At 73.1% G+C, this 21,338-nt stretch carries 15 protein-coding genes; 7 read left to right on the top strand and 8 right to left on the bottom strand.

Annotation, left to right across the window (positions count from 1 at the left end):
• Positions 1-2: 2 nt before the first annotated feature.
• From SGLAU_RS12515 to SGLAU_RS12505, 3 genes are read right to left on the bottom strand one after another with little or no spacing between them, the layout of a single operon-like run.
• Entirely contained in the window at positions 3-944 is a 942-nt protein-coding gene (locus SGLAU_RS12515) for a hydroxymethylglutaryl-CoA lyase (RefSeq protein WP_043501067.1), read from the bottom strand.
• Positions 941-2,872: an acetyl/propionyl/methylcrotonyl-CoA carboxylase subunit alpha gene (locus SGLAU_RS12510; protein ID WP_043501064.1), complete on the bottom strand. Its 1,932-nt coding sequence runs from the start codon at positions 2,870-2,872 to the stop codon at positions 941-943. The genes SGLAU_RS12515 and SGLAU_RS12510 overlap by 4 nt, the downstream gene beginning before the upstream one ends.
• 11 nt (positions 2,873-2,883) lie before the next feature.
• Complete coding sequence (locus SGLAU_RS12505; RefSeq protein ID WP_043501062.1) at positions 2,884-4,500, bottom strand: carboxyl transferase domain-containing protein; 1,617 nt, start codon at positions 4,498-4,500, stop codon at positions 2,884-2,886.
• 87 nt (positions 4,501-4,587) lie between these two features.
• On the opposite strand from SGLAU_RS12505, the gene SGLAU_RS12500 reads away from it, so the two are divergent.
• Together SGLAU_RS12500 and SGLAU_RS12495 are read left to right on the top strand one after the other, a co-directional pair.
• Positions 4,588-5,211: a TetR/AcrR family transcriptional regulator gene (locus SGLAU_RS12500; RefSeq protein WP_043501060.1), complete on the top strand. Its 624-nt coding sequence runs from the start codon at positions 4,588-4,590 to the stop codon at positions 5,209-5,211.
• Between the two features lie 85 nt (positions 5,212-5,296).
• The gene (locus SGLAU_RS12495) at positions 5,297-6,085 is read left to right on the top strand and encodes a phosphatase (RefSeq protein WP_043506558.1); all 789 of its coding nucleotides are present in this window, start codon (positions 5,297-5,299) and stop codon (positions 6,083-6,085) included.
• Positions 6,086-6,267: 182 nt separating this feature from the next.
• On the opposite strand, the gene SGLAU_RS12490 is transcribed toward SGLAU_RS12495, so the two are convergent.
• The 3 genes from SGLAU_RS12490 to SGLAU_RS12480 all read right to left on the bottom strand — a co-directional run bounded on the left by SGLAU_RS12490 (position 6,268) and on the right by SGLAU_RS12480 (position 9,995).
• The gene (locus tag SGLAU_RS12490) at positions 6,268-7,161 is read right to left on the bottom strand and encodes an acyl-CoA thioesterase (protein WP_043501059.1); all 894 of its coding nucleotides are present in this window, start codon (positions 7,159-7,161) and stop codon (positions 6,268-6,270) included.
• A gap of 21 nt (positions 7,162-7,182) precedes the next feature.
• Complete coding sequence (locus SGLAU_RS12485; protein WP_043501058.1) at positions 7,183-8,340, bottom strand: acyl-CoA dehydrogenase family protein; 1,158 nt, start codon at positions 8,338-8,340, stop codon at positions 7,183-7,185.
• A 161-nt stretch (positions 8,341-8,501) separates the two neighbouring features.
• Entirely contained in the window at positions 8,502-9,995 is a 1,494-nt protein-coding gene (locus SGLAU_RS12480) for a PucR family transcriptional regulator (protein WP_052414088.1), read from the bottom strand.
• A 180-nt stretch (positions 9,996-10,175) separates the two neighbouring features.
• Between SGLAU_RS12480 and SGLAU_RS12475 the strand changes: the two genes are divergently transcribed.
• From SGLAU_RS12475 to SGLAU_RS12465, 3 genes are all read left to right on the top strand, one after another.
• Positions 10,176-11,645 carry a sodium:solute symporter gene (locus tag SGLAU_RS12475; RefSeq protein WP_043501056.1) on the top strand — a complete coding sequence of 490 codons (1,470 nt, stop codon included), beginning with the start codon at positions 10,176-10,178 and terminating at the stop codon, positions 11,643-11,645.
• A 62-nt stretch (positions 11,646-11,707) separates the two neighbouring features.
• Positions 11,708-12,697 carry an agmatinase gene (gene speB / locus SGLAU_RS12470; protein WP_043501054.1) on the top strand — a complete coding sequence of 330 codons (990 nt, stop codon included), beginning with the start codon at positions 11,708-11,710 and terminating at the stop codon, positions 12,695-12,697.
• Complete coding sequence (locus SGLAU_RS12465; protein WP_043501051.1) at positions 12,694-14,382, top strand: thiamine pyrophosphate-binding protein; 1,689 nt, start codon at positions 12,694-12,696, stop codon at positions 14,380-14,382. Before speB ends, SGLAU_RS12465 begins: the two co-directional genes overlap by 4 nt.
• 28 nt (positions 14,383-14,410) lie before the next feature.
• On the opposite strand, the gene SGLAU_RS12460 is transcribed toward SGLAU_RS12465, so the two are convergent.
• Both SGLAU_RS12460 and SGLAU_RS12455 read right to left on the bottom strand, forming a co-directional pair.
• Positions 14,411-15,214, bottom strand: a complete 804-nt coding sequence (locus SGLAU_RS12460) for an endonuclease I family protein (protein WP_043501048.1) — start codon at positions 15,212-15,214, stop codon at positions 14,411-14,413.
• 360 nt (positions 15,215-15,574) lie between these two features.
• Entirely contained in the window at positions 15,575-15,949 is a 375-nt protein-coding gene (locus SGLAU_RS12455) for a hypothetical protein (RefSeq protein WP_043501047.1), read from the bottom strand.
• A gap of 92 nt (positions 15,950-16,041) precedes the next feature.
• Between SGLAU_RS12455 and SGLAU_RS12450 the strand changes: the two genes are divergently transcribed.
• Both SGLAU_RS12450 and SGLAU_RS12440 read left to right on the top strand, forming a co-directional pair.
• Positions 16,042-16,890, top strand: a complete 849-nt coding sequence (locus SGLAU_RS12450) for a serine hydrolase (protein ID WP_043501045.1) — start codon at positions 16,042-16,044, stop codon at positions 16,888-16,890.
• Positions 16,891-17,559: 669 nt separating this feature from the next.
• Positions 17,560-21,267 carry an ABC transporter ATP-binding protein gene (locus SGLAU_RS12440; RefSeq protein ID WP_043501042.1) on the top strand — a complete coding sequence of 1,236 codons (3,708 nt, stop codon included), beginning with the start codon at positions 17,560-17,562 and terminating at the stop codon, positions 21,265-21,267.
• Positions 21,268-21,338 lie beyond the last annotated feature (71 nt).

The raw sequence follows: 21,338 nt of genomic DNA, 5'->3' as shown, positions 1-21,338 counted from the left end.
CTTCACTGCTCCTTGTGGGACAGGGCACGGACGGTGCGGGAGGGGCTGGGCCGGCCCAGTTGTTCGGCCATCCACACGCTCGTGGCGGTGAGCAGGCCGAGGTCGACGCCGGTGTCGATGCCGAGGCCCCGCAGCATCCACACCAGGTCCTCGGTGGCGAGATTGCCGGTGGCCGACTTCGCGTAGGGGCAGCCGCCCAGGCCGCCCGCCGAGGCGTCGACGGTCGTCACCCCGTGCTGGAGCGCCGCGAGGGTGTTCGCGAGCGCCTGGCCGTAGGTGTCGTGGAAGTGCACACCCAGCGCCTCGACCGGGATGCCTTCGGCGTCGAGCGCGGTGAGGAGCGCCCGGACGTGTCCGGGGGTGGCCACGCCGATGGTGTCGCCGAGGCTCAGCTCGTCGCAGCCCATGTCCCTCAGCGCCCGGCAGACCCGGACCACCTGCGGGACGGGCACCGGGCCCTCCCAGGGGTCCCCGAAGCACATGGAGAGGTAGCCGCGCACATGCCCGCCCTCCGCCTTCGCCCGGCTGACCACCGGCTCGAACATGGCCAGCGCCTCGTCGACCGTGCGGTTGAGGTTGGCCTTCGCGAAGGACTCGGTGGCGCTGGCGAACACGGCGACACGGCGGGCACCGAGGGCGAGGGCGCGGTCCAGGCCGCGCTCGTTGGGCACCAGCACCGGCAGGTCCACGGGGAGGTCGCCGACCATTGGGAACAGGTCCTCCGCGTCGGCGAGCTGGGGCACCCACCGGGGGTGGACGAAACTGGTCGCCTCGATCGTCGTCAGGCCCGCGGCGGCGAGGCGCCGGATGAACTCCGCCTTGACCTCCGTGGGCACCGTCGCCTTCTCGTTCTGCAGTCCGTCCCGGGCGCCGACCTCGTGGATGCGGACACGGGCGGGCAGCCCCTCCACGGGGACGGCCATGGGAAGTCCGCCGGCCGTCATCGCGCCGCCTCCTCGGACTCCTCGTGCGGGGTGATGACGGCCAGCACCTGGTCCATGGCGACCGTCGTGCCCGGCGTGACGTCCAGTTCGGCGACCGTGCCAGCGTGCGGTGCGGAGACGACGTGCTCCATCTTCATCGCCTCGACCACCAGCAGGCTCTGACCGGCGGTCACCTCGTCGCCGACCGCCACCTTCACCACCGTCACGGTCCCCGGCATGGGTGCGGTGAGGGAGTCGGCACCCGCGTGGGCGGCCCGGTCCAGGGAGGCGGCCACCGGGTCGTGGTCGCGGACCTGCCAGGCGTCCCCGTCCCGGCCCAGCCAGTCGCCCGCGCGGTCGAAGGTGTGGCGCACTCCGTCCAGGGTCACGTCGACCCGGTCGGCGGTGACGGTGTGGGTGCCGCGGGCCGTGCGCGTGACGGGGTCGAGGCCCGGCACGCGCAGCGGGAAGGCGACCGGCCTGGGCTCCCCGCCCAGGCGCCAGCCGCTCGGCACGGAGAACGGGTCCGTCCAGCCCTCCTGCCGGGGCCGCAGCGCGTCCAGCCGCACGGCCACCGCGGCCTCGTACACCTCCTCCGGCACCTCATCCGGGACGAGCCCCGCCGCCTCCCGCTCGACCAGGCCGGTGTCCATGTCACCCGCGACCACCGCGGGATGGGCGAGCAGCCGGCGCAGGAAGCCCGCGTTGGTGGGCACGCCCAGCGTGACCGTCTCGGCGAGGGCCGCGCGGAGCCTGCGCAGGGCGGTGGCGCGGTCCGGGCCGTAGGCGATCACCTTGGACAGCATCGGGTCGTACAGGCTGCCGACCTCCGTGCCCTCGCTGAGCCCGGAGTCGGTGCGCACCCCGTCGCCCTGCGGCTCGCGCAGCCGCAGCACCGTGCCGCCCGAGGGGAGGAAGCCGCGCGCCGGGTCCTCGGCGCAGATCCGCGCCTCCACGGCGTGCCCGGTGAGACGGATGTCGCCCTGCCCGTACGGCAGCTTCTCGCCCGCCGCGACCCGCAGCTGCCACTCCACCAGGTCCAGGCCGGTGACCAGCTCGGTGACCGGGTGCTCCACCTGGAGGCGGGTGTTCATCTCCATGAAGTAGTACTGCGAGGGGTCGCCGCCGGGGACGATGAACTCCACCGTGCCCGCGCCGACGTACCCGCAGGAGCGGGCCGCCTGCACGGCCGCCTCGCCCATCGCCGCCCGCGTCCCCTCGTCGAGGAGCACGCTCGGCGCCTCCTCGATGATCTTCTGGTGGCGGCGCTGGAGCGAGCACTCGCGCTCACCGAGGTGCACCACGTTCCCGTGGGCGTCGGCGAGGACCTGGATCTCGATGTGCCGGGGCCGGTCGATCCAGCGCTCGACGAGCAGGGTGTCGTCGCCGAAGGAGGCGCGGGCCTCCCGGCGGGCGGCGGCGATCTCGTCGTCCAGCACGCCGAGGTCGCGCACCAGCCGCATGCCCTTGCCGCCGCCGCCCGCGCTGGGCTTCAGCAGCACGGGCGCGCCCAGCTCGCGGGCCGCCTCGGCCAGGTCCGGATCGCGTCCGCCGGGCACCACCGGGACACCCGCCGCGCGGACGGTCTCCTTGGCGCGGATCTTGTCGCCCATCAGGGCGATGGCGTCCGCGGGCGGGCCGATGAACACCAGCCCGGCCTCGGCGCAGGCGCGCGCGAACCCGGCGTTCTCCGCCAGGAAGCCGTACCCCGGGTGGACGGCCTGGGCGCCGCTGCGCTCGGCGGCCTGCAGGATGCGCTCCACCGACAGGTAGCTCTCGGTGGCGGGCGCCGGCCCGATGCGTACGGCCGTGTCGGCCTCGCGGACGTGCCGGGCGTCGGCGTCGGCGTCGGAGAAGACGGCGACGGAGCGCACACCGAGCGCGCGCAGCGTACGGATGACCCGGACGGCGATCTCGCCGCGGTTGGCCACAAGAACGGTGTCGAACATGGTGAACCCCCTCACATCCGGAAGACGCCGAACTGCGGCTCGCCCAGCGGGGCGTTCGCGCAGGCCGTCAGGGCCAGACCCAGCACCTGCCGGGTCTCCAGCGGATCGATGACGCCGTCGTCCCAGAGGCGGGCGGTGGCGTAGTAGGCATTGCCCTGGCGCTCGTACTGGGCGCGGATCGGGGCCTTGAAGGCCTCTTCCTCCTCCGCCGGCCAGTCCTCGCCGCGCGCTTCCAGCTGGTCGCGCTTGACGGTGGCGAGCACGGAGGCGGCCTGCTCGCCGCCCATCACGGAGATCTTGGCGTTGGGCCACATCCACAGGAAGCGCGGCGAGTACGCCCGGCCGCACATCGAGTAGTTCCCCGCGCCGTACGACCCGCCGACCACCACCGTCAGCTTCGGCACGCGCGTGCAGGCGACCGCGGTCACCATCTTGGCGCCGTGCTTGGCGATGCCGCCCGCCTCGTAGTCCTTGCCGACCATGAAGCCGGAGATGTTCTGGAGGAACACCAGCGGGATGCCGCGCTGGTCGCACAGCTCGATGAAGTGGGCGCCCTTCTGGGCGGACTCGGCGAACAGGATGCCGTTGTTGGCGACGATGCCCACCGGGTGGCCGTGGATCCGGGCGAAGCCGGTGACCAGGGTCTGCCCGAACTCGGACTTGAACTCCGCGAAGCGGGAGCCGTCCGTGACCCGGGCGATGATCTCGCGGACGTCATAGGGCGTGCGGGGGTCGGCCGGGACCGCCCCGTACAGCCCGTACGGGTCCACCTTCGGCTCGACGGCGGGCCGCACGTCCCAGGGGACGCCCCGCCGTTCGGGCAGGGTGGCGACGATGTTCCGGACGATCCGCAGGGCGTGCGCGTCGTCCTCCGCCAGGTGGTCCGTCACACCGGAGACCCGGGAGTGCACCTCGCCGCCGCCCAGTTCCTCGGCGGTGACGACCTCGCCGGTCGCGGCCTTCACCAGCGGCGGGCCGCCCAGGAAGATCGTGCCCTGGTTCCGCACGATCACGGCCTCGTCGCTCATCGCGGGCACGTACGCGCCGCCCGCCGTGCACGACCCCAGCACGGCGGCGATCTGCGGGATGCCCGCGCCCGACATGCGGGCCTGGTTGTAGAAGATCCGCCCGAAGTGCTCACGGTCCGGGAACACCTCGTCCTGCATGGGCAGGAAGGCGCCGCCGGAGTCCACGAGGTAGAGGCAGGGCAGCCGGTTGTCGAGCGCGACCTCCTGCGCCCGCAGGTGCTTCTTCACCGTCATCGGGTAGTACGTCCCGCCCTTGACGGTGGCGTCGTTGGCGACGATCACGCACTCGCGCCCGCTGACCCGGCCGATCCCGGCGATCACCCCCGCCGCCGGCGCCTGCCCCTCGTACATCCCGTCGGCCGCCAGCGGAGCCAGCTCCAGGAAGGGCGAGCCGGGGTCGAGGAGCGTGTCCACGCGGTCGCGTGGCAGCAGCTTGCCGCGCGCGGTGTGCCGCGCCCGCGCCTTCTCGCCGCCACCGAGCCGGGCGGCGGCCAGCTTGCCGCGCAGCTCCTCGACCAGCGCGCGGTGCGCCGCCTCATTGGCCTGCCAGGCCTCCGACGCGGGGTCCGCCGCGCTCGTCAGCTCCGGTGCCTGGTCCATCCTCGCGGTCCCCTCACCTTGTTAATGAGCGTTAACGCATTTCCTTCAGGTTAACGACCGCTAACCTCCCTGTCTAGAATTGCTTCCATGGCCACCAGAACCGACGCCCCCACCCGCCGCGAGCAGATCCTCAAGGAGGCCGCCCGGCTCTTCGCCGAGCGCGGCTTCCACGGCGTCGGCGTGGACGAGATAGGCGCCGCCGTCGGCATCAGCGGCCCCGGTCTGTACCGCCACTTCGCCGGCAAGGACGCGATGCTCGCCGAGCTGCTGGTCGGGATCAGCGGCCGGCTCCTGACGGGCGCGAAGCTGCGCCTGAAGGAGGCCGCCACGGCCGGGGGCGAGGACGGCACGGCCCCGGAGACGGTCCTCGACTCGCTCATCGAGGGCCACATCGACTTCGCGCTCGACGACCGTCCCCTCATCACCCTGCACGACCGCGAGCTGGACCGCCTCCGGGAGAGCGACCGCAAGCTGGTGCGCCAGCTCCAGCGGCAGTACGTCGAACTGTGGGTGGACGTCCTGCGGAAGGTCTACCCGGCCCTCGCCGAACCCGCCGCCCGCTCGGCCGTCCACTCCGTCTTCGGCCTGCTCAACTCCACCCCCCACCTGGGCCGGCGGGGTGCGCTGCCGGGCCGGGGGGCCACCGCGGAGCTGCTGCACCGGATGGCCCGGGGGGCGTTCGCGGCGGCCGGGGCGCCCGCCCCGGCGTGAGCCGCCGCGCGGATCCGGGGTGATCCACATCCCAGAGCCGCCGGTGTCGAGTGCGGACACGGTGGGCTGCCCCACAATGGGAGCCATGCCGATACCCGGGACACCCAGCCGCGCCGAACTCGTCGACCACCTCGTGCGGACCCGCATCGCGGGGGACGTCGCCACCCCCCGGGAGAACAACCTCTCGCACTACCGCCAGCTGGCGAACGGCAACCGCCACTACTGGCTCGGCCTGGAGCTGGGTGACCGCTGGAGCGACGAGCAGGACGTGCTCGCGGTGATGGCGGAACGGGCCGGGGTGAACGACGACCCCGAGTACCGGTACGGGCAGGACACCATCGACCCGGAGCTGACCGTCTCGGCGCTGGAGCGGATGGCGGCGAGGCTGCGCAAGGCGGCCGACGGGCAGCAGCGGGTGCTGTTCGCGACCGGTCACCCGGGCGGGCTGCTGGACGTGCACCGGGCGACGGCCGCCGCGCTGCGCGCCGCCGGCTGCGAGATCGTCGTCATCCCCGACGGGCTCCAGACGGAGGAGGGGTACGTGATGCAGTTCGCGGACGTCGCGGTGCTGGAGCACGGCGCCACCCTCTGGCACACCCACTCGGGCGAACCGATGAAGGCCGTCCTCACCGGGCTGGAACGCGCGGGCCGCCCGCTGCCCGACCTGGTCGTCGCCGACCACGGCTGGGCGGGGTACGCGGGGCAGCACGGGGTGGACTCGGTGGGCTACGCCGACTGCAACGACCCGGCGCTCTTCCTCGCCGAGGCGGAAGGCACCGTACAGGTGACGGTCCCGCTCGACGACCACGTGGTCAGCCCGCGGTACTACGACCCGATGACGGCGTACCTCCTCGCGGAGGCGGGGCTGGCGTAGGGCCCGTCGTTCGGATCGGGCCGGCTGTGCGGTGCGGCGCCTTCCGGCCGACCCGAGCGGGGTCCGGTACGTGCGGCCGCACGGCGGAGGAGGGAGCCGAGGCGGAGCTTCGGCGCGTGACGACAGCGCGGCGGATGTGCGGGCCGGACCCCGTGACGCCGGGATGATCCGAACGGCAGGCCCTAGACGGGCCCCCCGCCTTCGGCGCGGTCCCGCGGGACGCGCACCACGCCCTCCTGGATGACCGTGATGGCGAGGCGGCCGTCCCGGGTGTGGATGCGGGCCTGGCCGAGACCCCGGCCGCCGTACGCCGACGGGGACTCCTGGTCGTACAGCAGCCACTCGTCGGCGCGGAAGGGGCGGTGGAACCACATCGCGTGGTCCAGCGAGGCGCCGACCACGTCACCGACGGCCCAGCCGCCCCGGCCGTGCGCGAGCAGCACCGAGTCCAGCAGTGTCATGTCGGAGACGTAGGTGGCCAGCGCGATGTGCAGCAGGGGGTCGTCGGCGAGTTTGCCGTTGGTGCGGAACCAGACCTGGGAGTGCGGTTCGCGCGGTGTGCCGTACCGGCCGAACGGCGGGTCGTCGACGTAGCGCAGGTCGACCGCCGCCCGGGCCTCGACGAACCGCTCGACGACCCCGGGGTCGAGGTGCGGGTAGCCGCGCAGCCGGTCCTCCGAGGTCGGCAGGGTGGCCGGGTCCGGGGCGGGCGGCATCGGCGCCTGGTGGTCCAGGCCCTCCTCGTACGCCTGGAAGGAGGCCGACAGGCCGAAGACCGGCTTGCCGTGCTGGACCGCGACGACGCGGCGCGTGGTGAAGGAACGGCCGTCGCGCAGCCGGTCGACCGTGTACACGATGGGCGCGCCGGGGTCGCCGGTGCGCAGGAAGTACGCGTGCAGCGAGTGGGGCGGGCGGTCGGCCGGGACCGTACGGCCCGCCGCGACCAGCGCCTGCGCGGCGACCTGGCCGCCGAAGACCCGGGGGACGACGGCGGACCGGGACCGGCCGCGGAAGATGTCCTCCTCGATCTGCTCCAGGTCGAGCAGATCGAGGAGGTCCTCGAGTGCCTGGCTCATGGCTACTGTGGAGCGTGGTGCTTACAGGCCCATGTCCTTGGCGATGATCGTCTTCATGATCTCGCTGGTGCCGCCGTAGATGCGGTTGACGCGGTTGTCCGCGTACAGGCGGGCGATCGGGTACTCGTTCATGTAGCCGTAGCCGCCGTGCAGCTGGAGGCAGCGGTCGATGACGCGGTGCGCGACCTCGGTGCAGAACAGCTTCGCGGAGGCGGCCTCGGCGGGGGTCAGCTCCCCGGCGTCGAGGGCCTCGGTGGCGCGGTCCGCGACGGCCTCGGCGGCGTCCACCTCGGCCTGGCAGGCGGCCAGCTCGAACTTGGTGTTCTGGAAGTGCGCGACCGGCTTGCCGAAGACGGTGCGCTCCTGCACGTACTGCTTGGCGAACCGGACGGCGGCCTTGGCCTGCGCGTACGCACCGAAGGCGATGCCCCAGCGCTCGGAGGCGAGGTTGTGGCCGAGGTAGTAGAAGCCCTTGTTCTCCTCGCCGAGCAGGTCCTCGACGGGGACCTTGACGTCGACGAACGCCAGCTCGGCGGTGTCGGAGGTGCGCAGGCCCAGCTTGTCCAGCTTGCGGCCGATGGAGTAGCCCTCGGACTTGGTGTCCACGGCGAACAGGGAGATGCCGAAGCGGCGGTCCTCGGCGGTCGGCGCGGAGGTCCGGGCGCAGACGATGACCTTGTCGGCGTGCACACCGCCGGTGATGAAGGTCTTGGCGCCGTTGAGGACGTAGTGCGTGCCGTCCTCGGAGAGCTTGGCGGTGGTCTTCATGCCGGCGAGGTCGGAGCCGGTGCCCGGCTCGGTCATCGCGATGGCCCACATCTCCTCGCCGGTGACGAACTTCGGCAGGTACCGCTTCTTCTGCTCGTCCGTCGCCAGCATCTTGAGGTAGGGCAGGGCGAGCAGCACGTGCACGCCGGAGCCGCCGAACTGGACGCCCGCGCGGGCGGTCTCCTCGTAGAGGACGGCCTCGAACTTGTGGGTGTCCAGACCGGCGCCGCCGTACTCCTCGGGCACGTTGATGCCGAAGATGCCCAGCTCACCGAGCTTGTAGTAGAACTCGCGCGGCGCCTGGCCGGCCTGGAACCACTCGTCGTAGACCGGGACGACCTCGGCCTCGATGAAGGCGCGGATGGTCTCCCGGAACGCCTCGTGATCCTCGTTGAACACCGTACGGCGCACGCCGCCACCTCCACCGGTACGTATCTAAGCGCTTGCTCAGCCTTACCGTACCGGCGAGTAGGGACGGGAGTCCAGAGCGGGACGGCCGTAACGCTCGTCACGCCCCGCACGCCCTCCGGGGCCCCGTCGGGCGCCTTCCGCGGCACCGGGAGGGCGGCGCCTCACCCCCGCCGCAACGCGAACCACAGCTCCATCCGCACATCCGGATCGTCCAGATCGGCGTCCAGCAGCGCGGCGCACCGCGCGATCCGCTGGCGGACCGTGTTGCGGTGGACGGAGAGCGCCACGGCGGTGCGGTCCCAGCTGCCGTGCAGGGACAGCCAGGAGCGCAGGGTCTCGGCGAGCGGCGGCGTCAGGGGGGCGAGCAGGGCGCGGGCATGGGCCTCCGCCTCCGACGCGGGCAGCAGGTCCGCCAGGGAGGGCCGGGTGCTGTGGTGGAGGAGGGGGGCGCGGGTGGCGCGGGCCCGGGTGAGGGCGCGCGCCGCCTGGGCGTCCGCCGCGGCCAGCGCGCCCGCGGCGGCGGGCGCGCTGACCCCCAGGGTCCAGCCGGGGTGCGGGGCGGGCGGGTGGCCGGCGGGCACCAGGACGCGGACGACGTCGCCGGCGGTGTCGACCAGGGGGGAGCCGAGGGCCGCGCCCAGGGCGGAGGCCGCCACCGGATCCGGCACCACCTCCGCCTGCGGGCTCGCGTGGACGACCAGCCAGTGGTCGCCGGCGCCGAGCAGCGGGGCCACCTCCTCGGGCGGGGCGCCGAGCAGCAGGCGGACCAGGGCGGAGGAGCGGGCCGCGCCGGTGCCGGTCTGGTGCTCGCCGGTCAGGAGGGACAGGAGGACGGCGGCGACCGAGGCGATCGTGTGGTCGGCGGGATCCCGGTGCGGGGAGGCCACGCCGAGGACGAAACCCTGGCCGGCCCCGAGGGCGTAGGCGCTCAGGCGGAGCCCGGCGGCCGTGTCGGTGGCGGTGGCGGCACGGGCCGTGACCAGGCGGGCCAGGTCCGCCAGGGCGGCCCCGGCCGCGTCGTCCGGCAGCCGTCCCGCCGCCGCGATCTCGGCCCCCTCCGGCCCGTACAGCACCGCGCGCCCCCCGACCCGCTGGGCGAGCTGGCGCAGCACGGACGGGACCGGGTCGGGGCGGGCCGCCGCGGCGGCGAGGCTCTGCTGCGCCTCGGTCACCCGGCGCAGTTCCGCGAGGCGGGCCTGGGCCATCAGCTGCCAGACCGCGCGGGCCACGCCGGAGAAGGTGGTCCGGGGCGGCACCTCCAGCAGGGGCAGGCCGTGGGACGCGCAGGCGGCGACCAGGGCGCGGGGGACCGCGTCGTGGACGGGGGCGAGCCCGAAGCCCAGTGCGGCGCCGCCCGCCTCGACGATCCGGGCGACGTACGCGTCGAAGTACGTGCCCGTGTCCGCGGCCTCGGGGATGTGGACGCCCGCGGTCAGGAGCAGTTCGCCGCCCAGCAGGTACGGGTAGGGGTCGGACATCTCCGAGGTGTGCGCGGTGTGCAGCAGGACACCGGCGGCGGGCGGGCCCGTGAGCTGCCGCAGGGCCAGGTCCTCGCGGGCGAGCAGGGCAGAGAGCGGGACCGGGGGAGTGGGGGGCACGGGAGGCGCGGCGGGAGCCGGAGCGGCGGGCGGAACGGGGGGCGTCGCCTCGGTCATGATGTGCGATTCCTCCATCCCGTTCGGCTCCGGTGGATGAAACGTACACTTCGCAGTCTCTTTTCGGCCACCTAGGGTCGGTGGGACCGGTGGCCGCGGGTACGGGCGGATGTCCCCGCGACCAGCCACCGCGGACCGCACCTGCACGACACGCCACCGAGAGTGCGCGAAGGAGGCCCCATGGCCGTCGACTACATCGTGATCGTCGTCTATCTGGCCGGCATGCTTGCCATGGGCTGGTGGGGCATGCGCCGCGCCCGGTCCAAGAGCGAGTTCCTGGTGGCGGGCCGCAGGCTCGGCCCGGCCATGTACTCGGGCACCATGGCGGCGGTCGTCCTCGGCGGCGCGTCCACCATCGGCGGCGTCGGCCTCGGCTACCAGTACGGGCTCTCCGGCGCGTGGATGGTCCTCACCATCGGACTCGGCCTGCTCGCCCTGTCCGTCTTCTTCTCGGCCCGGATCGCCCGGCTGAGGGTCTACACCGTGTCGGAGATGCTCGACCTGCGCTACGGCGGCCGGGCGGGCGTGATCTCCGGCGTCGTGATGTGGGCGTACACGCTCATGCTCGCGGTCACCTCCACCATCGCCTACGCCACGATCTTCGACGTCCTCTTCGACGTCGACCGCACCCTCGCGATCGTCCTCGGCGGGGCGGTCGTCGTCGCGTACTCCACCCTCGGCGGCATGTGGTCCATCACCCTCACCGACATGGTGCAGTTCGTGGTGAAGACCATCGGCGTGCTGCTCCTGCTGCTGCCCGTCGCCGTGGTCAAGGCGGGCGGCTTCGGCGAGATGAGGGCGAAGCTGCCCGGCGAGTACTTCGACCCGCTGGGCATCGGCGGCGAGACGATCTTCACCTACGTGCTGATCTACACCTTCGGCATGCTCATCGGGCAGGACATCTGGCAGCGCGTCTTCACCGCCCGCAGCGACCGGACCGCCCGCTGGGGCGGCACCGTCGCCGGCACCTACTGCCTGGCGTACGCCGTGGGCGGCGCGGTCATCGGCACCGCCGCCAAGGTGCTCTACCCCAACCTCGACAACGCCGACGACGCCTTCGCGACCATCGTCAGGGACGAGCTGCCGACGGGGGTGCGCGGGCTGGTGCTCGCCGCCGCCCTGGCCGCCGTGATGTCGACCTCCTCCGGCGCCCTCATCGCCTGCGCCACCGTCGCCAACAACGACATCTGGTCCCGGCTGCGCGGCACCCTGCGGCCCCCCGCGGACACGGCGGAACACGACGAGGTCAAGGGCAACCGGGCCTTCATCCTGCTGATGGGCGTCGCGGTCGTCCTCACCGCCATCGTGCTCAACGACGTCGTCGAGGCGCTGACCGTGGCGTACAACCTGCTCGTCGGCGGGCTGCTCGTGCCGATCCTCGGCGGGCTGCTGTGGCGGCGCGGCACCGCCGCGGGCGCGCTGGCCTCGGTCGCCGTCGGCGGCCTCTCGGTGACCGGTCTGATGGCGGCCTACGGCATCCTCGCCAACGAGCCGGTCTACTACGGCCTCCTGGCCTCCCTCGCCGCCTACGTCGCCGTCTCCCTGGCGACGAGGCCGACCGACGAGGCGGTGCTCGCCGCCTGGCGGGAGCGGCTCGCCGGACGGGCGGCACCCGAACCCGTGTCCGAAGCGGTGACGGCTCCGCAGTAGAGTCGTATACCGGTCAGTAGCAGTGCATACGCGATGAAGCGTAGGAAAGAAGGCATACTCCCATGAGCAGCAACGAGACGCCCCGCGGCCCGGTCGACTCCTCCCGCATCCCGCGGTACGCCGGCCCCGCCACCTTCGCCCGGCTGCCGCGCCTCGACGAGGTCGGCACCGCCGATGTCGCCGTCGTCGGCGTGCCGTTCGACTCGGGCGTCTCGTACCGGCCGGGCGCCCGCTTCGGCGGCAACGCCATCCGCGAGGCCTCCCGCCTCCTGCGCCCCTACAACCCGGCCCAGGACGCCTCCCCCTTCGCCCTCGCCCAGGTCGCCGACGGCGGCGACATCGCCGTCAACCCGTTCAACATCAACGAGGCCGTCGAGACCGTCGAGGCCGCCGCGGACGAGCTGCTCGGCACCGGCGCCCGCCTGATGACCCTCGGCGGCGACCACACCATCGCGCTGCCCCTGCTGCGCTCCGTCGCGAAGAAGCACGGCCCGGTCGCCCTGCTCCACTTCGACGCCCACCTCGACACCTGGGACACCTACTTCGGCGCCGAGTACACCCACGGCACCCCGTTCCGCCGCGCGGTCGAGGAGGGCATCCTCGACACCTCGGCGCTCTCCCACGTCGGCACCCGCGGCCCGCTCTACGGCAAGCAGGACCTCACCGACGACGAGAAGATGGGCTTCGGCATCGTCACCTCGGCCGACGTCTACCGCCGCGGCGCCGACGAGGTCGCCGACCAGCTGCGCCAGCGCATCGGCGACCGCCCGCTGTACATCTCCATCGACATCGACTGCCTCGACCCCGCCCACGCCCCCGGCACCGGCACGCCCGAGGCGGGCGGCATGACCTCGCGGGAGCTGCTGGAGATCCTGCGCGGGCTGGCCTCCTGCAACCTGGTGTCGGCGGACGTCGTCGAGGTGGCCCCCGCGTACGACCACGCGGAGATCACGTCGGTGGCGGCCTCCCACACGGCGTACGAACTCACGACCATCATGAGCCGGCAGATCGCGGCGGCCCGCGAGGCCGGTAAGGAGAACGAGGGCAAGTGACCCACGACCACGACCTGGAGCTCCGCCCGACGGCCGCCCAGACGGAGGCCGCGCTGAACCCTCCCCCCGGCCGCAACGGCGGAGACCTGGTCGTGGAGACCCTGGCCGGGCTGGGCGCGACCACCGTCTTCGGCCTGCCCGGCCAGCACGCCCTCGGCATGTTCGACGCGCTGCGCCGCTCCGACCTGCGCTACATCGGCCTGCGGGTGGAGAACAACGCCGGCTTCGCGGCGGACGCGTACGGCCGGATCACGGGTGAGGCGGCCCCGCTGCTGCTGTCGACGGGGCCGGGAGCGCTGATGTCGCTGGCGGCGCTCCAGGAGGCGGCCGCCGCGAGCGCCCCCGTCCTCGCCATCGGCAGCCAGGTCCCGACGGCCGGCCTGGGCGGCGGCCGCCACGGCTACCTCCACGAACTCCCCGACCAGGCCGCGTCGTTCCGCGGTGTGGTCAAGTCGGTCCACACGGTCCGCACCCAGTCCCAGATCCCCTCGGCGATCGCCGCCGCCTGGAAGTCCGCGCTGACCGCCCCGCACGGCCCGGTCTGGGTGGAGATCCCGCAGGACGTGCTGCTGGCGCGGACGTCGCTCCCGGTCGTGACCGCGGTGGACGCGACCCCCGACGACCTCCCGCCGCGCCCCGAACTCACCGCCGTCGCCGCCCGGCTGCTCTCGCACGCGGAGCGGCCGGCGATCATCGCGGGCGGCGGGGTGATCCGCTCGGACGCCTCCCGGAAGCTGCGCGAGCTGGCCGAGCGCCTCCGGGCGCCGGTCGTCACCACCCCCGGCGGCAAGGGCGCCTTCCCCTGGGAGCACCCGTTGTCCCTCCAGTCCTGGCTGGAGGACCGGCACACCACCGACTTCCTGGAGGACGCGGACGTCCTGCTGGTGGTCGGCTCGGGTCTCGGCGAACTCTCCTCCAACTACCACACGCTCAGGCCGCGCGGCCGGGTGATCCAGGTCGAGGCCGACCTCGGCAAGCTGGAGTCCAACCACCCGGCGCTCGGCATCCACGCGGACGCGCGCCTCGCGCTCCGGGCCCTGCTGGAGACGGTCGAGGAGCGCACCGACCCGACGGCCGAGGAACGGGTGGGCGAGCTGCTGCGGCGGGTCCGCGAGCGCATCGACGCCCAGGACCTCACCCTGGAGCGGAACGTCCTGGCGGCGGTCCGCCGGGCCCTCCCCGCGTCCGCGCCGTCTTTCTGGGACATGACGATCCTCGCCTACTGGGCGTGGTCCGCCTTCGACGCCAAGGGCCCCAACACCCTGCACTCCGCGCAGGGCGCCGGCGGGCTCGGCTACGGCTTCCCGGCGGCGCTGGGCGCGGCGGTGGCCGATCCCACCACCCCGGTCCTCGCCGTCTCCGGCGACGGCGGGGCCCTGTACTCCGTCGCCGAACTGGCCACGGCCCGCCAGTACGGCCTGAACGTCACCTGGCTCATCGTCGACGACGGCGGCTACGGCATCCTGCGCGAGTACATGACGGACGCCTTCGGCCAGGCCACGGCGACGGACCTGACCCGGCCCGACTACGTGGCCCTCGCCGAGTCGTTCGGGGTCCCCGGGGTCCGTACGACCCCGGAGACACTCGAGTCCGACCTGGCGAAGGCCCTGTCGCAGCCCGGGCCCGCGGTGGTCGTCCTCCCGGCGGTGCTGCGGATGTTCGCGCCGACGCACCTGGACCGCTGACCGCCGCGCCGGGCTCGGGCCGGGGCGCCTACCAGATCGCCTCGACCCACTCCGGGTGGTCGATGAACGGGTTCCGGTTCTTCTGGTACGTGTCGTAGATGACCTGGTTGCGGCGCTCCTCGAAGGCGTCCGGCGGGTCCTCGTCGTTCCACTGCTTCAGCACCGTCAGGCGGCCCATGTACGGGTTGCCGCCGTTGCTGACGCTGTCGTTGCCCTCCAGGTCCGCCCAGCCGTCGCCGCCCTCGTAGCGGACGATCATGTAGAAGACCATGCGGGCCACGTCGCCCTTGACGGCGTCGCGCGGCTCGAAGGAGTTGGAGTCGGTCAGGCTGCCACCGGAGTTGGTGAAGGCGCTGCCGCCGTCGTCGAAGTCCTTGTTCCCGCGGATCCCGTTGACCTGGACGTCCTCCGGGCGGATGTGGTGCAGGTCGGTGCCCGGGCCGGTGGAGGTCGTCAGGTCGCCGTGGGAGATGGCCCACACGTGCTCGCGGTTCCAGTCGCCGACGTCACCGCCGTTGAGCGACTTGCTGCGGGAGATGCCCGAGTACAGCAGCTTGACGTTGTTGCTGTTGGCCGGGTCCTGGTCGGTGACCTTCAGCGCCTCCCACAGCGCCGAGTAGGACAGCTTGGTCTGGCTGCTGATGATGGTGTGCAGCGAGGACTTCAGGCTGGTGCCCGTCTTGCCCACGGCGTTCTTGTAGTACGTCGTGTCGTACGCCGTCGTGGTCGCCGCGGCGGGGGTCGCGGTCAGCGCGGGCGTGGTGAGGCCGGCGAGCACGGCGGCGGTGGCCAGGGCCACGGTCTTCCGGCGACGCGGGTGAGTTGCCGTCATGTGGGGTCCCATCTACGCGGGTTGAATGGAGGCGGCAGGGGGAGGGTGGCATGGGCATGCAGACAATTGAGTGACGGGGAGGTGTCGAGTGGATGACGACGTGCCGTGTCTCCCGCGAGGGGGCCTCATGCCCCGCGGGGCGAGCGGCCTCCGCCGCGCCTTGCCTCGGCAGGTTGCCGCCGTGCCCTGCCTCGGCCGGCGGTCACCGCGCCCTGCCTCGGCCGGCGGTCACCGCGCCCTGCCTCGGCCGGCGGTCACCGCGCCCTGCCTCGGCCGGCGGTCGCCGTGCCCTGCTCCCGCACGCGGTGCGACTCGAACCCCCGCGACCCTGACGGGGGTCGGACGCGCCCTGGTCGTCCGTCAGCTCAGCAGATCCCCGAACTTCTCCTCGTAAGCCGTCCGCTGTTCCCGCAGCCCGCGGTCGAAGGACTCGCGCTCCTCGGTGCCGAAGTTGCCCGAGGGGATGCCGTCGGGCGGGATGAAGTTCGCCATGTCCTGGAGGAGTCCGGCGGCCGGTGCCCGCGCTTCCGGCCGCCCGGTCCTGGCCCGGTACAGCCGCTCGCCCACGTCGTCGAGGTGCTTGCGGAACTCGGTCTCGGGGCCGTGGGAGATCACGTAGTGCGGTGTGCCCGGCTTGTCCAGGTCCCCGGGGCTGCCGGCGATCCGCTCCAGCGCCCACAGTGCCGCGTAGAGCCGACCGCACAACTCCGCGACGTCACGCTGCCGTTGCCCCATCGCGCTCCTCCCGCCCGGCCTTTCCCTACCCCGGGTCGCCGTCGGCCGAACACCCGTACAACCGTGCGCGGCCCTGACGAGTCGAAGCAGGCATGACTCACGGCAGATCCCGTCATGCCCGCCTGATCGGCGCCGCAATATCCGCCGGCATCCTCATACCCGCCGTGGCCGCCACCCCCGCCACCGCGGCCACCCCCACCGTCAGCTGTACGTCCGCCGAGGCGGGCCTCGCCGCCAAGCTGAAGAAGGACATCACCGCCGCGCTCGCGAACCGCAAGGGGACGATCGCCGTCGGGGTGTACGACCGGACCACGAACACCACCTGCACGCTGCGCGCCTCCACCGCGTTCGACTCCGCCAGCATCGTCAAGGTGACCGTCCTCGCCACGCTGCTGTGGGACGCGAGCAAGCACGGGCGGTACCTCACCGACCGCGAGGTCGCCCTCAGCAGGGCCATGATCACCAAGTCGGACAACGCGTCCACCACCACGCTGTGGAAGCAGCTCGGCCTGACCAAGATCCGGGGATTCCTCACCGCCGCCGGCATGACCCAGACCAAGCCCGGCGCGAACGGCTACTGGGGACTGACCCAGATCACGGTGACCGACGAGCAGAAGCTGCTGAAGCTGATCAACGTGAAGAACACCGTGCTCAGCGACAACGCGCGCGCCTTCATCCTGAAGCTGATGGGCCAGGTCGTGTCGTCACAGCGCTGGGGCACCCCGTACGGCGCCCCCGCCGGTATCACCGTCGCCGTCAAGAACGGCTGGCTCTCCCGGGCCACCCACGGCTGGCGGGTCCACAGCGTCGGCCTCTTCCGGGGCGCCGGGCGGGGCTACACCATCACCGTGCTCACCCACGGCAACAGCACCATGAACTACGGGATCACCACGATCCAGAACGTGTCGAAGGTCATCCACCGCGACCTGGCCGCCGCCTGACCCGAGGAACTGCCCGAGGCCCGCGACCGGCCGCCCCTTCGAGGGGCGGCCCACCTACCTGGAGTCTGGAGGGTGCGCACCGCGACGGGAGCCCAGCCTTCACCAGGCCGTCCACCGTCCGTCACCGCCCCGCCCTGCGGTGGCGGGCAGGCGTCTGAGAACCGTACTCGCCACCGCCGCCACCTGCCTGTCCGCCGCCGGGGCGGACGAGATCACCGCGACGCCCGACGGGCGCCTCCTCCTGGAGCGCGGCTTCACCGCCGTTGTCGGCAACACCCGTACGCCTGTACCTTGCCGGCCCGTGCCGCGCCACGGGCGTCAGCGGGATCCGGCAGCTGACCGAGCAGGGCGGCGTGCGGCCGATGCGCAAGAGCCGTCCGCCGGCCTCGCCGACTGCCCCGGTCTCGGCGCCGCCGCCGGGCAGCCGCAGCCCGGCCCGCTGCTCGACGACACCGAGGCCATGGCCGTCACCGGCCGCTCACACGGCCGCCTGGACGTCCTGCTCGCCGGCGATGACAACCGGAGCGCCGCCCGGACCACCCGCTTCTGCTTCCGCCCCGTCCGCCTCCGCCCCGCCCGCCGCGGACCCGGATTGTTGCGGAGGGATGAAATCCGCTTCTGTTCGTGTTGGTGCCTTCCGGAAGATCAGGTCTGACGGAGGGCACCGGCGTGGCAGCGCAGCAAGGGTGGGCGAGACGACTGTGGGGCTATGCCTGGCGCTACCCCAAGGACGTGATCCTCGCCCTCGGCTCCTCCCTCGCGGGCATGGCCGTCATGGCCGTCGTCCCGCTGATCACCAAGGTGATCATCGACGACGTGGTCGGTGACAAGACCCGCGGCATGGCCCCCTGGGCCGGCGCCCTCGTGGCCGCCGCCCTCCTCGTCTACGTCCTCACGTACATCCGCCGCTACTACGGCGGCCGGCTCGCCCTCGACGTCCAGCACGACCTGCGCACCGAGATGTACGGCACGATCACCCGGCTCGACGGGCGGCGCCAGGACGAGCTGTCCACCGGGCAGGTCGTCGGGCGGGCCACCAGCGACCTCCAGCTGATCCAGGGCCTGCTCTTCATGCTCCCGATGACCATCGGGAACGTCCTGCTCTTCCTGATCTCCCTGGTCATCATGGCGTGGCTGTCGATCCCGCTGACGCTGGTCGCGCTCGCCGTCGCACCCGCGCTGTGGTGGATCGCCAGACGCAGCCGCACCAGGCTCCACCCCGCCACCTGGTACGCGCAGGCACAGGCCGCGGCCGTCGCGGGCGTGGTCGACGGCGCGGTCGGCGGCGTACGCGTGGTGAAGGGCTTCGGGCAGGAGGAGCAGGAGACGCACAAGCTGCGCGAGGTCGGGCGGCGGCTCTTCGCGGGGCGGCTGCGGACCATCCGCCTGAACAGCCTGTACACCCCCGCCCTCCAGGCCGTCCCCGCCCTCGGCCAGGTCGCCATGCTGGCGCTCGGCGGCTGGCTCGCCGTCCGCGGCAACGTCACCCTCGGCACCTTCGTCGCCTTCTCCACCTACCTCGCCCAGCTCGTCGGCCCGGTCCGGATGCTCGCCATGGTCCTCACCGTCGGCCAGCAGGCCCGCGCGGGCACCGAACGCGTCCTGGAGCTGATCGACACCGAGCCCGCCCTCACCGACGGCACCAAGGAACTGCCCGCCGACGCCCCCGCGACCGTCGAGTTCGACGACGTGTCCTTCGGCTACGACCCGGACCGGCCCGTCCTCGACGGCCTCTCCTTCCAGATCCGCCCCGGCGAGACCCTGGCCGTCGTCGGCGCCTCCGGCTCCGGCAAGTCGACCGTCTCACTGCTCCTGCCACGCTTCTACGACGTCACCCGCGGCGCCGTGCTGATCGGCGGCCACGACGTGCGCGAGCTGACCCTCGACTCGCTGCGCGCCGCCATCGGCCTCGTCCCCGAGGACTCGTTCCTCTTCTCCGACACCGTCCGCGCCAACATCGCCTACGGCCGCCCCGACGCCACCGACGAGGAGATCGAGCAGGCCGCCCGCGCCGCCCAGGCGCACGGCTTCATCAGCGCGCTGCCCGACGGCTACGACACGGTGGTCGGCGAGCACGGCCTCACCCTCTCCGGCGGCCAGCGCCAGCGCGTCGCCCTCGCCCGGGCGATCCTCACCGACCCGCGGCTGCTCGTCCTCGACGACGCCACCTCCGCGGTGGACGCGCGCGTCGAGCACGAGATCCACGAGGCGCTGAAGCAGGTCATGGAGGGCCGCACCACCCTCCTCATCGCGCACCGCCGCTCCACCCTGAACCTCGCCGACCGCATCGCCGTACTCGACGGCGGCCGGCTCGCAGACCTCGGCACCCACGAGGAGCTGGAGCGGCGCTCCGCCCTGTACCGCAGGCTGCTCACCGACCCCGACGAGCTGGGCGGCGTCTCCCCGGGCCACACCCCGCCGGCCGCCCCCCGGGACGAGGACACCTCGGTCCGCGACGAGCTGGACGCCGAGTTCGACGCCGAGCGCGGGGTCACCCCGCGGCTGTGGACCGGCGACCGCGAGCGCAAGGACACCGCCCTGTCCGGCACCCCGGCCACCCCGGAGCTGCTGGCCCAGGTGGAAGCCCTGCCCCCGGCGACCGACACCCCCGACGTCGACGAGGCGCGGGCGGTGCGGCCGGAGGAGTCGTACGGGCTCAGGAGGCTCCTCAAGGGCTTCGGGCTGCCCCTCCTCGTCAGCCTCGGCCTGGTCGCCGTGGACGCGGGCATGGGCCTGCTGCTCCCCGTGCTGATCCGGCACGGCATCGACAGCGGTGTCTCCGAGCTGGCCCTCGGCGCGGTCTGGGCGGCGTCCGCGCTGGCCCTGGCCGCCGTGCTCGCCCAGTGGGCGGCGCAGATCGGCGAGATCCGGATGACGGGCCGCACCGGCGAGCGGGTCCTGTACGCCCTGCGCCTGAAGATCTTCGCCCAGCTCCAGCGGCTCGGCCTCGACTACTACGAGCGCGAGCTGACCGGCCGGATCATGACCCGCATGACGACGGACGTCGACGCCCTGTCGACGTTCCTCCAGACGGGCCTGGTCACCGCGTTCGTGTCGGTCGTCACCTTCTTCGGCATCATGGCCGCCCTGCTGGTGATCGACGTGGAACTGGCCCTCGTGGTGTTCGCGACGCTGCCGCCCCTGATCGTGGCCACTTACTTCTTCCGCCGGGCGAGCGTGAAGGCGTACGAACTCGCCCGCGAGCGGGTCTCCGGCGTCAACGCCGACCTCCAGGAGACCGTGGCCGGGCTGCGGATCGTCCAGGCGTTCCGGCGGGAGCGGGACGGCGGACGCCGGTTCGCCGAGCGCAGCGACGGCTACCGGCAGGCCCGCGTGCACGGCCAGTGGCTGATCTCCATCTACTTCCCGTTCGTGCAGCTCCTGTCGTCGGCCGCCGCGGCCGCCGTGCTGATCGTGGGCGCCGGACGCGTCGACGCGGGCACCCTGACCACCGGCGCCCTGGTGGCGTACCTGCTGTACATCGACCTGTTCTTCGCGCCCGTGCAGCAGCTCTCCCAGGTCTTCGACGGCTACCAGCAGGCGACCGTCTCCCTGGGCCGCATCCAGGAACTCCTGCGCGAGCCCACCTCCACGCGGTCCGCCCGGGAGCCCCGCGCCGTGGGCGAACTGCGCGGCGACATCGCCTTCGAGGGCGTGCACTTCGCGTACGGCGACGACGAGCCGGCCCTCACCGGCGTCGACCTGCGCATCCCCGCCGGGCAGACCGTGGCGTTCGTCGGCGAGACCGGCGCGGGCAAGTCGACGCTGGTGAAGCTGGTGGCCCGGTTTTACGACCCGACCGCCGGCCGGGTCACCGTCGACGGCCACGACCTGCGCACCCTCGACCTGACCGCCTACCGGCACCGGCTCGGTGTCGTCCCGCAGGAGGCCTACCTCTTCCCCGGCACCGTCCGCGACGCCATCGCCTACGGCCGCCCCGACGCCACCGACGCCGAGGTGGAGGCCGCCGCCCGCGCGGTCGGAGCGCACGAGATGATCGCCCGCCTGGAGGGCGGCTACCTGCACGAGGTCGCCGAACGCGGCCGCAACCTCTCCGCCGGCCAGCGCCAGCTGATCGCGCTGGCCCGCGCCGAACTCGTCGACCCGGACGTGCTGCTCCTCGACGAGGCCACCGCCGCCCTCGACCTGGCCACGGAGGCACTGGTCAACCAGGCGGCGGAGCGGCTGGCGGGCCGCCGCACCACCCTGGTCGTGGCCCACCGCCTGACCACCGCGGCGCGCGCCGACCGGGTCGTGGTGATGGACCACGGCCGGGTCGCCGAGGACGGCACCCACGAGGAGCTGCTGGCCCGCGGCGGGCGGTACGCCGAACTGTGGCGCACGTTCGTCGGCGAGGACACCCCCGTGGGGGCCTGACCGCCGCCCGGCGCAACCATCCGGCGTCCGCTGCGCGTCCGTACATCCGTACGTCAATCCGCCGAAGGGTG

This window comes from Streptomyces glaucescens, from assembly GCF_000761215.1.
Classification (GTDB): Bacteria; Actinomycetota; Actinomycetes; order Streptomycetales; family Streptomycetaceae; genus Streptomyces; species Streptomyces glaucescens_B.
This window is presented reverse-complemented; position numbering and strand designations above follow the sequence as displayed.